Origin of the sequence: Stenotrophomonas sp. Pemsol, assembly GCF_003586545.1 — a bacterium.
Lineage (GTDB): Bacteria > Pseudomonadota > Gammaproteobacteria > Xanthomonadales > Xanthomonadaceae > Stenotrophomonas > Stenotrophomonas sepilia.
Genome location: NZ_CP025780.1, coordinates 2,315,123 through 2,330,536, shown reverse-complemented (window position 1 = coordinate 2,330,536; position 15,414 = coordinate 2,315,123). Strand labels below are relative to the sequence as shown.

At 66.5% G+C, this 15,414-nt stretch carries 12 protein-coding genes; 10 read left to right on the top strand and 2 right to left on the bottom strand.

Going from position 1 to position 15,414, the window contains the following annotated elements; genetic code table 11:
* Positions 1–44 precede the first annotated feature (44 nt).
* The 8 genes from PEM_RS10920 to PEM_RS20505 all read left to right on the top strand — a co-directional run bounded on the left by PEM_RS10920 (position 45) and on the right by PEM_RS20505 (position 10,641).
* A complete protein-coding gene (locus PEM_RS10920; RefSeq protein ID WP_010480482.1) occupies positions 45–530 on the top strand; it encodes a GNAT family N-acetyltransferase in 486 nt (161 codons plus the stop codon).
* Entirely contained in the window at positions 527–1,483 is a 957-nt protein-coding gene (gene epmA, locus PEM_RS10915; protein ID WP_111127387.1) for an EF-P lysine aminoacylase EpmA, read from the top strand. Before PEM_RS10920 ends, epmA begins: the two co-directional genes overlap by 4 nt.
* A gap of 138 nt (positions 1,484–1,621) precedes the next feature.
* Positions 1,622–2,350: a DUF3011 domain-containing protein gene (locus tag PEM_RS10910; RefSeq protein ID WP_005417382.1), complete on the top strand. Its 729-nt coding sequence runs from the start codon at positions 1,622–1,624 to the stop codon at positions 2,348–2,350.
* Between the two features lie 47 nt (positions 2,351–2,397).
* A complete protein-coding gene (gene mtnA, locus PEM_RS10905) occupies positions 2,398–3,462 on the top strand; it encodes an S-methyl-5-thioribose-1-phosphate isomerase (RefSeq protein WP_053497328.1) in 1,065 nt (354 codons plus the stop codon).
* A 259-nt stretch (positions 3,463–3,721) separates the two neighbouring features.
* Positions 3,722–6,436 carry a DNA gyrase subunit A gene (gene gyrA, locus PEM_RS10900; RefSeq protein ID WP_065178624.1) on the top strand — a complete coding sequence of 905 codons (2,715 nt, stop codon included), beginning with the start codon at positions 3,722–3,724 and terminating at the stop codon, positions 6,434–6,436.
* A gap of 131 nt (positions 6,437–6,567) precedes the next feature.
* Positions 6,568–9,096 (top strand): membrane-bound PQQ-dependent dehydrogenase, glucose/quinate/shikimate family, encoded by a 2,529-nt coding sequence (locus tag PEM_RS10895; protein WP_111127385.1) that lies wholly within the window; start codon positions 6,568–6,570, stop codon positions 9,094–9,096.
* Positions 9,097–9,220: 124 nt separating this feature from the next.
* The gene (locus PEM_RS10890) at positions 9,221–10,309 is read left to right on the top strand and encodes a lysozyme inhibitor LprI family protein (RefSeq protein WP_111127383.1); all 1,089 of its coding nucleotides are present in this window, start codon (positions 9,221–9,223) and stop codon (positions 10,307–10,309) included.
* A 47-nt stretch (positions 10,310–10,356) separates the two neighbouring features.
* Positions 10,357–10,641: a hypothetical protein gene (locus PEM_RS20505; protein WP_111127381.1), complete on the top strand. Its 285-nt coding sequence runs from the start codon at positions 10,357–10,359 to the stop codon at positions 10,639–10,641.
* Between the two features lie 294 nt (positions 10,642–10,935).
* Here the strand turns inward: PEM_RS20505 and PEM_RS10875 are convergent, their stop codons facing one another.
* Complete coding sequence (locus PEM_RS10875) at positions 10,936–11,343, bottom strand: DUF3037 domain-containing protein (protein WP_061480045.1); 408 nt, start codon at positions 11,341–11,343, stop codon at positions 10,936–10,938.
* Positions 11,321–12,097, bottom strand: a complete 777-nt coding sequence (locus PEM_RS10870; protein ID WP_111127379.1) for a HipA family kinase — start codon at positions 12,095–12,097, stop codon at positions 11,321–11,323. Before PEM_RS10870 ends, PEM_RS10875 begins: the two co-directional genes overlap by 23 nt.
* Positions 12,098–12,336: 239 nt before the next feature.
* Here PEM_RS10870 and PEM_RS10865 point away from each other — a divergent pair, with 239 nt between their 5' ends.
* Positions 12,337–12,666, top strand: coding sequence for a hypothetical protein (locus PEM_RS10865; RefSeq protein WP_061480047.1), 330 nt, complete (start codon positions 12,337–12,339; stop codon positions 12,664–12,666).
* Positions 12,667–12,834: 168 nt separating this feature from the next.
* Positions 12,835–15,297, top strand: coding sequence for a prolyl oligopeptidase family serine peptidase (locus PEM_RS10860; protein ID WP_111127377.1), 2,463 nt, complete (start codon positions 12,835–12,837; stop codon positions 15,295–15,297).
* Positions 15,298–15,414 lie beyond the last annotated feature (117 nt).

The following is a 15,414-nucleotide window of genomic DNA, read 5'->3' as shown; positions in this document are numbered from 1 at the left end:
CGCCGGGTGTCCCCGCGCCCGGCATGAAACACAAAGGAACACCGATGCAGACCGCCCCGCTGGATTTCCGCCTGGCCACCCGTGCCGACGAGGAGCTGTTGATCGCGCTGATGCGCGAGTTCTACGCCGAAGACAGGATCGACTTCGATGACGCGCGCGTGCGTCGCGGCGTGGACGCGCTGCTGGCCGATCCGCGCAATGGTGAAGTGCTGTTGTGGCTGGACGAGGCGGGCGAGGTAGTCGGCTACGCGGTGATCGCGATGGGCTTCAGCCTGGAGCAGGGCGGCCACTTCATGCTGCTGGACGAGCTGTACCTGAGCCATCGTGCGCGCGGTCGTGGCCGCGGCAAGCAGGCGCTGGCCATCTGCGAACAGCGCGCTCGCGGTCGTGGCGTCAGTCGCCTTCGCCTGGAAGTGAACCACCACAACGAACTGGCACGCCGCCTGTACCTGGCCAGCGGCTACATCGACGATACGCGCGATCTGCTGACCCTGCCGCTCGACCATCCGCGCCCGGAGGGCATCCTGTGAGCGAGGCCCTGCTGCGCGCGCTGCAGCAGCGCGCCGCGCTCAACGCGCTGGTGCGCCGCTTCTTTGCAGAGCGCGATGTGCTCGAGGTGGAGACGCCGATCCTGTCGGTGGCAGGCAACACCGAGCCGAACATCGACAGCTTCCATACCGACTTCACCGGGCATGTCGATGCCGGCGGACGCCGCCGCTGGCTGCGCACCTCGCCGGAGTATCCGCTCAAGCGCCTGCTCGCTGCCGGCGTGGGCGACTGTTACGAACTGGGCCGGGTGTTCCGCAATGGCGAGGCCGGTGGTCGCCACAACCCGGAATTCACCATGCTGGAATGGTATCGGGTCGGTTGGGACCACCATCGGCTGGTACAGGAGACCGCCGAGCTGATCGGGCAGGCGCTGGCCCTGGTTGGACACCGTGCGACCCTGCGCGTGCTGAGTTACCGCGAGCTGTTCCAGCAGCACCTTGGCGTGGATCCGTTCGAGGCGGATGAGTCCACGCTGCGTGCCGCGTTGGGCGAGGTGCACATTGACCCGGTCGGATTGACCCGTGATGACTGGCTCGACCTGTTGATGACCCATCGTATCCAGCCGCATTTCGATGACGCGGTCATGACCGTGGTGCATGACTGGCCAGCCAGCCAGGCCGCGCTGGCACGCATCCGCGCCGGCACGCCGCCGCTGGCCGAGCGTTTCGAGCTGTACCTGGGTGCAGTGGAGCTGGCCAACGGCTATCACGAACTGAACGACGCCGACGAGCAGCGCGCCCGCTTCCGGCGCGACCAGCAACGCCGCCACGAACGCGGGCAGGTGCAGCCGCCACTGGATGAGGCGCTGCTGGCGGCGTTGCCAGCGTTGCCGGCCTGTGCCGGCGTGGCGGTGGGTGTCGATCGCCTGCTGATGGCGATGAACCGCACGCCACGCATTGCCGATGTGCTGGCCTACGACTTTGCCCACGCGTGACGCCCGCGTGTTGCTGAACATTGCAGGCTGAACGAAACGCGGGCTCTGTGCGCTTGCGTCGGTAAGCAGGATGATGCTCTTATCACGGCCAATGCCGGACACTGGCATGCAGTTCATCCATTCCTGCTGGGGAAGGCTTTGGTCAAGTGGTTTGCGGTTGTCGCTGCACCGATGTACTCCATTGCGCTCTGGGGTGCCTGGCTGCCGTCGCCGGCGTCGGCCCAGCAGGTGGGCTACGACGATGAAGTGGTGACCTGCGAGTCCCGCGACATGGGCTGGGTACACTGCGATATCGACGTGGCCAACGGCGTCGATCTGGTGCGCCAGCTGTCGAGCAACAGCTGCATCCGCGGCAGCGAGTGGGGCACCGACCGCAGCGGCGTGTGGGTCACCCTTGGCTGCCGCGCCGAATTCCGGGCGCGCCGTGCGCAGGGTGCGGCACCTGCGGCAACGGAAGGCAAGCGCCTGGTGCGCCGCGTGGTGCGCTGCGAATCCAATGGCCGTCCGCAGAGTTGCCCGGTACGCCTGGATGGCGCGCCGGTGCGCCTGCTTCGCCAGTTGTCGGTGCTGCCGTGCCGGGAAGGCCAGGGATGGGGCTACAAGCGCAATGAAGTCTGGACCAGCCGTGGCTGCCAGGGCGATTTCGAGGTGGCCGACGAGGATGGCCGCTTCGTCGATGTGCCGCGCCGCCTGACCTGCGAATCGAAGTCGAAGAAGCGCCGCTTCTGCGGCGCGAGCATCTCGGTGGGTGCTGTGGTCTCCGAGCAGCTGTCCAGCACGCCCTGCGAGGAAGGCAGCACCTGGGGCTGGAACCGCAACGGGATCTGGGTGGATGGCGGCTGCCGCGCCGAATTCTCGGTGAATTGAGCCGGGGCAGGCTCCAACCACGCGGGGCGTGGCCCTACAATGGGCCCATGAACACTGCCTCCGACATCGACTACGCCCGTTACGACCACATCCGCCCGATCCTGTGGACCGGCGATGCCTTGCAACTGCTGGACCAGCGCAAGCTGCCGTTCGTGGTCGAGCACGTGGTCTGCCATGACAGTGACGAGGTTGCCAGCGCCATCCACGCACTGACCGTGCGTGGCGCGCCGGCGATCGGCATTGCCGCCGCCTGGGGCGTGGTGCTGGCCGCGCGCGAGGTGCAGGCCGCAGACGGTGCGCACGCGTTGCAGCAGCTGGAGCCGGCACTGCAGCGCCTGAACGCATCGCGCCCTACTGCGGTCAATCTGGCCTGGGCGCTGGCACGGATGCGCCGTTGCCTGAACGCTGCCGGCGCCGACTGGAAGGCGTTGCTGGAGTCCGAAGCGCAGGCGATCGCAGAGGAAGACCTGGCGGCCAACCGCCACATGGGCGCACTGGGCGCTGGCCTGATCGAGGCTGGCAGCGGTGTGCTGACCCACTGCAATACCGGCTCGCTGGCCACCGCCGGCTTCGGTACCGCGCTGGGCGTCATTCGCGCCGGCATGGCCCAGCACCGCATCGCGCGCGTGTTCGCCGGCGAGACCCGGCCGTGGCTGCAGGGTGCACGCCTGACCGTGTGGGAGCTGCAGCAGGACGGTATCGATGCCACCCTGATCGCCGACTCGGCGGCCTCGCACCTGATGAAGACCGGTGCCGTGCAGTGGGTGATCGTGGGCGCAGACCGCATCTGCGCCAATGGTGATACCGCCAACAAGATCGGCACCTACCAACTGGCCATTGCCGCACGCCACCACGGCGTGAAGTTCATGGTGGTGGCGCCGTCCTCGACCGTGGACATGGAGACCGTGGACGGCAGCCAGATCGAGATCGAGCAGCGCGACCCGGGTGAGCTGTATGGCGTGGGCGGTGCCCGCACCGTGGCCGAAGGCATTGCCGCCTGGAACCCGGTGTTCGATGTCACCCCGGGCGAGCTGATCGACGCCATCGTGACCGAGCGCGGGGTGATCCTGAACCCGACCGCCGAGAACATGCGCGCCGCCTTCGGCGGCTGAGGCGGGCAGGACCGCGGACGTCTGTAGAGCCGAGCCCATGCTCGGCTGCGGCGTATTGCCGGCCGAGCCGGGCATGGGCTCGGCCCTACAGCATCGGTAGGGCCCCTAAGTTCCTGATTTGTGCCGGTAAAATCCCCGTAAAGGCAGGCGGAAAACAGCCCGTTGTGGTAGTATCCACAGGTTGAATCGAGGTTCCGGCGCGACCCCCTCCCGCAGAGGGCTGCGCCGGACTGGACCGCTACCAGACAACGGAACCCGAATGGCAGAAACCGCCAAGGAAATCATCCAGGTCAACCTGGAAGACGAGATGCGCAAGAGCTACCTCGATTACGCCATGAGCGTGATCGTGGGCCGCGCGCTGCCGGATGCGCGCGACGGCCTCAAGCCGGTGCATCGCCGCGTGCTGTACGCGATGAACGAGCTCAACGCGCACAGCAACAAGCCCTACTTCAAGTCGGCGCGTATCGTCGGTGACGTCATCGGTAAGTACCACCCGCATGGCGATCAGTCGGTGTACGACACGCTGGTGCGCCTGGCACAGCCGTTCTCGCTGCGCTACATGCTGGTCGATGGCCAGGGTAACTTCGGCTCCATCGACGGCGACTCCGCCGCGGCCATGCGATACACCGAAGCGCGCATGTCGCGCCTCGCGCACGAGCTGATGGCGGACATCGACAAGGAAACCGTCGACTTCCAGCCCAACTACGACGAAAAGGAACTGGAGCCGACGGTCATGCCGACCCGGTTCCCGAACCTGCTGGTCAACGGCTCGGCCGGTATCGCGGTGGGCATGGCGACCAACATCCCGCCGCACAACCTGAGCGAATCGATCAACGCCTGCATTGCGCTGATCGACAACCCGGAGATCGACGTCGACGGCCTGATGGAGTACATCCCGGGCCCTGATTTCCCGACTGCCGGCATCATCAACGGCACCGCCGGCATCGTCGCTGGCTACCGCACCGGCCGTGGCCGCGTGCGTATCCGTGCCAAGGCCGATATCGAAGTGGCCGACAATGGCCGCGAATCGATCATCGTCACTGAAATTCCTTACCAGGTGAACAAGGCGCGTCTGATCGAAAAGATCGCCGAGCTGGTCAAGGAAAAGAAGATCGAAGGCATCAGCGAGCTGCGCGATGAGTCCGACAAGGACGGCATGCGCATCTACATCGAGATCAAGCGCGGCGAATCTGCCGAGGTTGTGCTGAACAACCTGTACCAGCAGACGCAGATGGAATCGGTGTTCGGCATCAACATGGTGGCGCTGGTCGACGGCCGCCCGCAGTTGATGAATCTGAAGCAGATGCTGGAGGCGTTCGTCCGCCACCGTCGCGAAGTGGTCACCCGCCGCACCGTGTTCGAGCTGCGCAAGGCGCGCGCCCGCGCCCATGTGCTGGAAGGCCTGACCGTCGCGCTGGCCAACATCGACGAGATGATCGAACTGATCAAGACCTCGCCGAACCCGAACGAAGCACGCGAGCGCATGCTGGCGCGCGTGTGGGAGCCGGGCCTGGTCGGTGCGATGCTGGGTGCCGCCGGTGCCGAAGCCTCGCGCCCGGAAGACCTGCCCAAGGGCGTGGGCCTGATCGAGGGCGGCTACCAGCTGACCGAGATCCAGGCCACCCAGATCCTGGAAATGCGCCTGCACCGCCTGACCGGGCTGGAGCAGGACCGCCTGACCGACGAGTACAAGCAGCTGCTGGAAGTGATCGCCGGGCTGATCCACATCCTGGAAGATCCCGACCGCCTGCTGCAGGTGATCCGCGAGGAGCTGGTCAACGTCAAGGCCGAGTTCGGCGACGAACGTCGCACCGAAATCCGCCACAGCGAAGAAGACCTGGACATCCTCGACCTGATCGCACCGGAAGACGTGGTGGTCACCGTGTCGCATGCAGGTTACGTGAAGCGGCAGCCGGTGAGCGTGTACCGCGCACAGCGCCGCGGTGGGCGTGGCCGCAGTGCGGCGGCGACCAAGGAAGAGGATTTCATCGAACAGCTGTGGCTGGTCAACACGCACGACACGCTGCTGACCTTCACCAGCTCGGGCAAGGTGTTCTGGCTGCCGGTCTACCAGCTGCCGGAAGCGGGTTCCAACGCCCGCGGCCGTCCGATCATCAACTGGATTCCGCTGGAACCGGGCGAACGCGTGCAGGCCGTGCTGCCGGTGCGCGAGTACGCCGATGGCCAGTTCGTGTTCTTCGCCACGAAGAACGGTACGGTCAAGAAGACCCCGCTGGGCGAGTTCGCCTTCCGTCTGGCCCGCGGCAAGATCGCGATCAACCTCGATGAGGGCGATGCGCTGGTCGGCGTCGGCCTGACCGACGGCCAGCGCGACATCCTGCTGTTCGCCTCCAACGGCAAGACCGTGCGCTTCGGCGAGGACAAAGTCCGCTCGATGGGCCGTACCGCAACCGGCGTGCGTGGCATCAGGATGCCGGCCGGCGAGGAAGTGGTCAGCCTGATCGTGGCCGAAAGTGCCGGTGGCATCGAGGACGAGAACGAGGACGACAACGGTGTCGAGGAAGCCGCCGCCACGGGTGATGCGGTGATCGATAGTGCCGACGACGCCAGCGTGCAGTACATCCTCACCGCCACCGAGAACGGCTACGGCAAGCGCACCCCGCTGCCGGACTACCCGCGCAAGGGCCGTGGCACGCAGGGCGTGATCGGCATCCAGACCACCGAGCGCAATGGCAAGCTGGTCGCCGCAGTGCTGATGGGCTCCCGCGACGAAGTCCTGCTGATCTCCGACGGCGGTACGCTGGTGCGTACGCGTGGCTCGGAAATCAGCCGCGTCGGCCGCAACACCCAGGGCGTGACCCTGATTCGCCTGTCCAAGGACGAGAAGCTGCAGGCGGTGGAGCGCATGGATGCCTCGATCGACGAGGACGAGGACGAGGTGGCAGTCGCCGCCCCGGCCACGACCGACAGCGCCCCGGCTGCGGCCAGCAGCGAGGACGCCGCACAGGACTGATCCTGCCGCGAGCCTGAGACACCCGACGACGCCGGCCCTGTGCCGGCGTCGTCGTATCCGGATGCCACGCGTAAGCGCGCGCTTCACGCAGGCGGTGGGATAACGACGCATGCTGCCCCCGGAGATCGACGATGTCCGCCACGCCGCAGTCCGCTCCTGCTCCCGTCCGCGCCTCCCGGCACCCTCTCGTTACCGTGCTGTCGCTGCTGCTGGTCGTGCTCGGCCTGGTCATCGGCGGGCTCGGCGCGTGGCTGCTCAGCCTGGGCGGGTCTGCGTACTACGCCATCGCCGGGGCCGGCCTTCTGGCCAGTGGCGTGTTATTATTCGGCAATCGCCGCAGCGGCGCGCTGCTGTATGCGCTGGTGTTCGTCGGCACGCTGCTGTGGACCTGGTGGGAATCGGGCAGTGACTATTGGCGCTGGGTGCCGCGGCTGGGCCTGGTGACCGCGCTCGGCATCGTGCTGGCGCTGCTCGCGCCGACCCTTCGCGAAACGGTTTCAAAGCGCCTGTCGCGCAGCGTGGCGGGCGTCCTGATGCTGGTGTTCGTCGCTGCCTTCGGGTTGGCGTTCGCGCCGCATGGTGAAGTGGACGGGCACCAGCCGTTCCCGGAAGGCGCGGCCAGCGCCGGACTGGAACCCACGCGGGATACCACCGGCCTGCAACCGGCCGACCAGCCGGCCGAGGGAGACTGGCCGGCGTGGGGCCGCAGCAATGCAGGCACCCGCTATTCGCCACTGCAGCAGATCACCCCGGCCAACGTGGCCACGCTGCAGCTGGCCTGGCAGTTCCGCACCGGTGACCTGCCGAAGAAGCGCTGGGGTGCGGAAACCACGCCGCTGAAGATCGGCGACCGCCTGTACCTGTGCACTGCCCGTAACCGCCTGATCGCTCTCGACGCCGCCAGTGGCAAGGAAGTGTGGCGCTTCGATCCGAAGGTGAAGGACGCCTCGATCCCGTACACCGCCGCCTGCCGTGGTGTGAGCTACTACGAGCAACCGGCAACGCCGATCCTGGCCGATGCCACCCTGGCCGATGCCGCGGCTGATCTGGCGTTGCCCGAACCGCCGCCCAGCGTGAGCCGCAGCGCTGCACCGGGCAGTCGTCCGGCGTGCTGGGCGCGCATCATCGAAGGCACGCTGGACGGGCGCATCATTGCAGTGGATGCAGATAGCGGCCGTCCCTGCGCGAATTTTGGCAACAACGGCCAGGTCGACATCACCCTCGGTATGGGTGAGGTGCCACCCGGCTACGTGTCGATCACCTCGCCCCCGGCCATCGTGCGCGGCGTGATCGTCACCGGCCACCAGGTGCTGGATGGTCAGCGCCGCGACGCGCCATCGGGCGTGATCCAGGCCTACGACGCGATTACCGGCAAGCTGCGCTGGGCGTGGGACATGGACCAGCCCGAGCGCAGCGGCCTGCCGCCGCATGGGCAGACCTACACGCGCGGCACGCCGAACATGTGGACCACCGCGACCGGTGATGAGGCGCTGGGGCTGGTCTATCTGCCGCTGGGCAATTCTGCGGGCGACTACTGGAGTGGCTCGCGTACGGAAAACCAGAACCGCTATGCGACGTCGCTGGTGGCGATCGATGTGGCCACCGGCAAGCCGGCCTGGCATTTCCAGGCCGTGCGCAAGGACGTGTGGGATTACGACCTGGGTTCGCAGGCCAGCCTGATCGATTACCCAACGGCGGCAGGCAAGGTGCCGGCACTCCTGCTGCCGACCAAGCAGGGTGATCTCTACATCCTCGACCGCCGCAACGGCCAGCTGCTGACCGCTGCCGAAGAGCGCAAGGTGCCGGTCGGCGGTGTCGAACCGGAACAGCGCTCACCCACGCAGCTGTTCTCGCTGTACCACACGCTGCGCCGCGAGCATGACCTGACCGAGCGCGACATGTGGGGCATCACCCCGATCGACCAGCTGATCTGCCGCATCCAGTTCCGCAAGGCCTATTACGAAGGCTTCTACACGCCGCCGAGCAGTGATCGCCATTCCATCGAATACCCCGGCTACAACGGCGGTTCGGATTGGGGCAGTGTGTCCATCGATACGCGCCGCGGCGTGATCGTGGCCAACTACAACGACATGCCCAACTACAACCGGCTGGTGCCACGTGCCGAAGCCGACCGCCTGGGCTGGCTGCCGCGCGAGAAGATCCGTGCCGACAGGGGTGGTGGCGAGGGGGCCGGCGATCCGCAGGTGGGAACGCCGTATGGCATCCAGGTCAACGCTGGCTGGCGGCTGCCGTTCACGGGTCTGCTGTGCAAGCAGCCTCCCTACGGCGGCATCCGTGCCATCGACCTGCGCACCGGCAAGCTGTTGTGGGATCGTCCGTTTGGCAGTGCGCGCGGCAATGGGCCGTTCGGCATCCGTTCCGGCCTGCCGATCGAGATCGGCACGCCGAACAACGGCGGTTCGGTGGTGACCGCCAGCGGGCTGATCTTCATCGCGGCCGCCACCGATGACCTGCTGCGCGCCATCGACCTGAAGACCGGCAAGGAGCTGTGGCACGCGGCGCTGCCCGCGGGCGGGCAGGCTACGCCGATGGTGTATGAACAAGACGGACGCCAGTTCGTCGTGATCATGGCCGGCGGCCACCATTTCATGGAAACCCCGAACGGCGATTACGTGATGGCGTTTGCCCTGCCGAAATAGCGATCGCCGGCCTGAACACGCACGCGGGGCTGTGACCGCTGTAGCTGAAATTGCGCTGGTGACCGGGCAGCATCCATCATCGGAACAGGACGGGGCCGGCCAATGCCGCCAGGGAAGGAAACGCATGCTGAACTCTGAACGCCTATCGGGGCGTGCCACCCGGTTGCTGGCAGGACTGCTTCTGCTTGGCCCCTGCCTGTGGGCAAGCGCTCAGGCGCAGCCCCAGCCCGCCGCACGCAAGGTGCCCAGTGGTGCCGAACTGATTGCCGGCGATGCACGCTTTCTGAGCCCTGCCTATGCGCCCTGCATGGCGGCCGCGGTCACCGCACTGGACGCCCGTCGTCGTTGTGTCGACGCTGAATTCAAGGTGCACGACGATGCGCTCAACGCCGCCTACAGTGCGGCGCGCTCCACGCTGACCGCCAGTGATCAGCAGGTGCTGCGCGATCTGCAGCGGCAATGGCTGCGCCAGCGCGACAGTCGTTGCCCGGAAGGCGGCACGGCCGTTGCCCAGCTGGATTCACAGCAGTGCCGCACGCACATGACCCTGCTGCGTGCCCGCCAGTTGCAGGGCGGCGGTGCGGCGGCGCTGGTGGCGGAAGCCAAGGCGGCCCCGGCGCCGGCGCAGGCCGCTGTGCATACCGCCGATGCCGCGCCCGACAAGCAGGGCAGGATCGTCCTGCGGCCCGGCGAGGGCAGGATCACGCCTGCATTGCAGGTGGTCTTCCAGGTGACCGACTGCGGCGGCGCCGACAACGTGACGACCTGCAGGGTGCGGAGCATGGGCGTTACCCGTGGCGGGCGCAACGTGGCGGTCACGGGCGTGCAGCCGCGCCTGACCCGCGCTGGCGCCGATGCCCAGGGTGCGGCGGCCGTGCTGCTGACCGTTTCGGATTTCAATGGCGATGGCATGCCGGACCTGCAGGTGTGGCAGGACAACAACGGTGTCTACAACGTTCCGGTGCATGCGTTCTACCTGTTCGACGCCAAGGTCAACCGCTATGTGCGTGCCAAGGCATTGGAAGCGGCCATCGGCGGGCGCGACATCGACCATATCGACAATGGGCGGTTCGTGCTGCGCGCGAAGGTCAGCCCATGCGAGCGCGAGGACAAGGTCATCCAGCTGCGCGGAACCGGGCCACGCACGCTGCTGCAGCGCCGCTATGACACCTGCAGTGGCGAGGCCCCTACCGAATCGGACCTGCTGAAGTAGGTCTTCCCCCGACGAACGGATGCGTTCCGGAACTGGCGAGCTGAAGGATGAGCGAAGGCTATGGAAAAGGTGGGGTGGGCTTCGGCCTGACCCGGGACCAGTCGGTCGAGATGATCGTGCGTACCTGCATCGACAACGGCATTACCGACCATCGGCAGATTGCCTATGTGCTGGCCACAGCGCAGCACGAATCGCGTGATTTCGCCGCGCCCGAGGAAGCGGTGCGGTACCAGATCGGCATGGGCGTGGAATCGCTGCCGCATGAGCGGAGCGAATGGCAACGCATCAAGGCGTTCGCCGTCACGGTCGAGGTGTTGCGGCAGAGTCCCTAGCGTGGATGCAGCTGGGGTGACGACCGTCATGGACCTGGCCAATCTGCGGCAGGTGAAGCGGTTCCAGATCGTGGGCGCTGAAACGCCGGACAAGATGAAGCTCGCCCACGCCTGCAAAGCGGAGCGCTGGTCTCACCTGCATTGCTGCAGCGGGCCACCACGGCGCAGAACCACAAGGGCTGGTATGGCTTGGTTTCGTGGTGCAGGGCGAGGGTAGGGAGCACCGGTACGGCCACGAAGACGGTGCGCCTGCTTCCCGCGAACGGCAGTCGACCAGCGGTCGACTCTACCCAATCAATGTTGCTCGGTTGGTGCCGGTACCCGCACCATCTTCGTCATCAAGTGTTCCACCACACCCGCCGGGTCCGCAGTGCGGCCGACATGCGTGCTCGACATCTGCACAACCGAGCTGCGCTTGGCGGTGAGGAAATGAAAGCGGGCGCGCGCGGGCAGCTGTGCGATCGGTCCGGCGCTGGCGTCGCCACGGCAGATGGCCACGATCGCATCCAACCACGGTTGCAACGCATCCTGATCAAGCGCTGGAGCGAACGCGTGCAGGCGTGCCGGATCGATCTCGATGGCCGCTTCCAGATGGCGCGCGCCGGGGCAGGAGACGATCACTCCGACGTTGATGAACTCCTCGCGTTCCACCCGCGGTACCACGCGGATGACCGCATAGTCATACGTGTGCAGCGTGGGCACGGACGGCCTCCTGCACGAACACCGCACGCACTTTCAGGCGGTGCTTGAGATAGTCGATGTAGCCTTGGCGATAGGCCTGCGGACTGTCGAATGCCGGCTCGTTGACCAGCCAGCTGTCCGGCACCAGGCCGACGATGCGCTCGATCTCGGCATCGCTCAGGCGCGCGGCCAGTTCGGTATCCAGCTCGGCGATGCGGCTGGCGAACGACAGCAGCACATGGTCGCGGATCAGCACGAACGGCTTTTCGCAGGCATCGCCGGCATTGGCCCAGTCGTGGTGGAAGTACATCGCCGCGCCGTGGTCGATCAGGTACAGCTTGCGGTGCCACACCATCAGGTTGGGGTTGCGGGTGGTGCGATCGACATTGCTGGTGAACGCATCGAACCAGACGATGCGCGAGGCCAGGTCGGCGTCCACCGGCATCGCCGCCGGATCGTAATTGATCGCACCCGGCAGGTAGTCCAGGCCCAGGTTCAGGCCCTCGCTGGCGCGGATCAGCTCCTGGATCTCCGGGTCGGGCTCGGTTCGGGCGAACTCGCGATCCAGCTCGACGAACAGGATTTCCGGAATCGGCAGGCCCAGCGTGCGTGCCATCTCACCGGCAATCAGCTCGGCGATCAACGCCTTCGGGCCTTGGCCGGCGCCGCGGAACTTCAGCACGGCCATGCCGTCGTCGTCGGTCTCGACCACGGCGGGCAGGGAGCCGCCTTCCCGTAACGGGGTGATGTAGCGGAGGGCATGTACGGTGCGCATGGGCGCATTCTAGCGTGGGTGCAGGTACAACCCTCTGATCGGCGAGGACCGATTTCGGCCTTCACCTGTCCCTTCCGCCTGCGATGGCAGCATCGTGCTCCAGGAACCCTTGGGTTCATGGGCGTACTGGCACTCTCGATGCAGAGGCTTCAGGCCGGGCATTTGCTCGGCTGCCAGCGACGCGCACTGCGAAGCGGAAACCTCATCCACGATGTCCAGCAGGCTACGGAGGTGCACCGATGAGCGATGAATTCACTCCCATGCTGCCGCCCTTGGACGATGCCAAGGTCGAGGAAATGATCGGCAAGGTGGTGCTGGTGGGCGTCACCCGCTATGGCGGTGACGGCCAGGTGCAGGGGCTGGAACAATACGCCGGTACGGTGCTGCGCATCAGCGCCGACGAAGGCGTGGTGCTGGCGGACGAGAATGACGGCCATGAGCGCTATCTGCCGCCGATGCTCGACCAGTACCTGCCCGCCGAGCCCGGCGAGTACCGCATGCGGAACAGTGGCATGATCGTGGTCGACCCCGATTACCTGACTGCCTGGGACCTGCACGCCCAGCAGTGACGACAGACCACGCCTGGCAGATGCCGGTCCATTGCCGGCCTCTCCGGGCGTGTCCCACTTTGCCCCATCCGGCCACTAGCCCTTCCGGCCCATTCACGACAACCCCTGCGGTGCTAGATTCGGGACCTTGCCCGATTCCGGGTACCCATTCACACCCAGGGGATAAGGATGCTCATCCGTCGAACCTCTCTGGCGGCGGCCGTTGCCGTTGCCACCTTCGGCCTGCTGGCCGCTGGCCCGGCGCTTGCAGACTACGCGAAGCCGCCGGAGCACCTGCTCAAGGTGTTGAAGGCACCGCCGCCGCCGGCGCCGAACGTGGCCCCGGGTGGCCAGCGCCTGCTGCTGACCACTGCGCAGACCTACCCGTCGATCAGCCGTGTCGCCCAGCCGTACCTGAAGCTGGCTGGCGTGCGCCTGGAACCGAAGAACCGCAGCCGCCATGACACCCCCGGTGGCTATGGCATCCCGGCCTGCGTGGCCGACTTCACCCTGGTCGACATCGGCAGTGGCCAGCAGACCAAGGTCAACCTGCCGCAGGGCTGTGCCACCGGCGCGCTGTGGTCGGCCGATGGCAGCCACTTTGCGTTCCAGAACGCGGTCGATACCAGCGTGCAGCTGTGGGTGGGCGATGCCGCTACCGGCCAGGTGAAGCAGGTGCCGAACGTCCAGCTGAACCCGATTTTCGGCTATACCGTGCAGTGGCTGGGCGGCAGCCAGAACCTGCTGGTGAAGCTGGTGCCGGCCAACCAGGGCCCAGCACCGTCCAACGGTGGCGTACCGACCGGCCCGGATGCACAGGAGTCGCTGGGCAGCAGTGGCGAGAGCAGCACCTACGAAGCCCGCGACACGCTGACCAGCGTGCATGACGAGAAGCTGTTCGCTTATTACGGCGCCTCGCAGCTGGCCGTGGTTGATACTGCCGCCAACAGCGTGCGTCCGGTCGGGCAGCCGGCGCTGTTCAACGAAGTCAGCGCCGCGCCCGATGGCGTGCACGTGCTGACCGAATCGATCAAGGCGCCGTACTCGCATGCGGTGACCTACCAGCGCTTCGCCAACGACGTGGCCGTGCTGGATATCGCCAGCGGCAAGTCCACGCCGATCGCCAGCCTGCCGCTGGCCGACCGCGTGCCGGTGCACGGCGTACCGGAAGGCCCGCGTGGTTTCGACTGGCGTGCCACCGATCCGGCCACCCTGGTCTATGCCGAAGCGCTGGACAAGGGCGACTGGAAGGTCAACGTGCCGCATCGCGACCGGGTGCTGATGCTGAAGGCGCCGTTCAACGGCAAGCCGGTCGAGATCGCCCGCACCGCACAGCGCTTCGAAGGCTTCGCGTGGACTGCCGATCCGGCCGTGGCGTTCCAGTACGAGAACGACGAGAACCGCCACTGGATGCAGACCCGCATCGTCGATGTGGATCAGCCGAAGAAGGAAGGCCGCCTGCTGTGGGACATGTCCAGCGATGAGCTGTACGGCAACCCCGGCAACCTGGTCTTCACCCGCCTGCCGAATGGCGCGCAGGTCGTGCGCCGGGAGGGCGATCACGTGTTCCTGAGCGGCCGTGGCGCCTCGCCGCAGGGCGACCGTCCGTTCCTCGACCGCCTCGACCTGGGCACGCTGAAGAGCGAGCGCCTGTTCCGCAGCAGCGCCGATGCCTACGAGCAGTTCCTTGGTTTCAGCAATACGCCTGGGCGCTACCTGACCTGGCACCAGTCGGTGATCGATCCGCCGAATGCCTTCATCCGCCAGCAGGGTGAGGCGGTGGCCGATGCGAAGACCGGCGAGGCGCAGTTCGCGTCCACCGCCACCGCGCTGACCAAGCTGGTCGACCCGACTCCGGAAGTGCGCCAGATCAAGAAGCAGCTGGTGACCTACAAGCGTGCTGATGGCGTGGACCTGTCGTTCACCCTGTACACGCCGCCGGGCTACAAGGAAGGCCAGCGTGTGCCTGCGATCCTGTACGCCTACCCGGCCGACTTTGCCAACGCCGCGCAGGCGGGGCAGGTGTCCGGTTCGCAGCAGACCTTCACCCGCCTGCAGCCGTACCGCCTGATGCTGCTGGCCGGCTACGCGATCATCGACAACGCCTCGTTCCCGATCGTAGGTGACCCGAAAAACGCCTACGACACCTACCTGGAGCAGCTGGAAGCTGACGCCAAGGCGGCGGTGGACAAGGCGGTGGACATGGGCGTGGTCGATCGCAACCGCATCGGCGTGACCGGCCACAGCCATGGCGGCCTGATGACCGCCAACCTGATCGCCCATACCAACCTGTTCAAGGCTGGCGTGGCGACCAGCGGTTCGTACAACAAGACCTTCACCCCGTTCGGTTTCCAGAACGAACGCCGTTCGGTCTGGCAGGCGCAGGACGTGTACCTGAAGGCCTCGCCCTTCTTCTACGCAGACAAGATCAAGCTGCCGCTGCTGCTGGTCCACGGCGAGGACGACGCCAACCCGGGCACCGAGCCGTTCCAGTCGCGCAAGCTCTACCAGGCGATCCGAGGCAACGGTGGCATCACGCGGCTGGTGATGCTGCCGAACGAACCGCACTGGTACACCGCGCTGGAATCGAACGAGCAGCTGGTGGCGGAAATGCTGAACTGGTTCGACACCTACGTGAAGAACGCCAAGTAAGGAGACGGGAAGGCCGCCCCAGGGCGGCCTTGCTGTATCGGGATGTGAGTGGGTAGACGGCCTGGATCCGGATGCGGAATCGAGAATCGGGAAGCCACCTGCCATGCGGCATCCGGG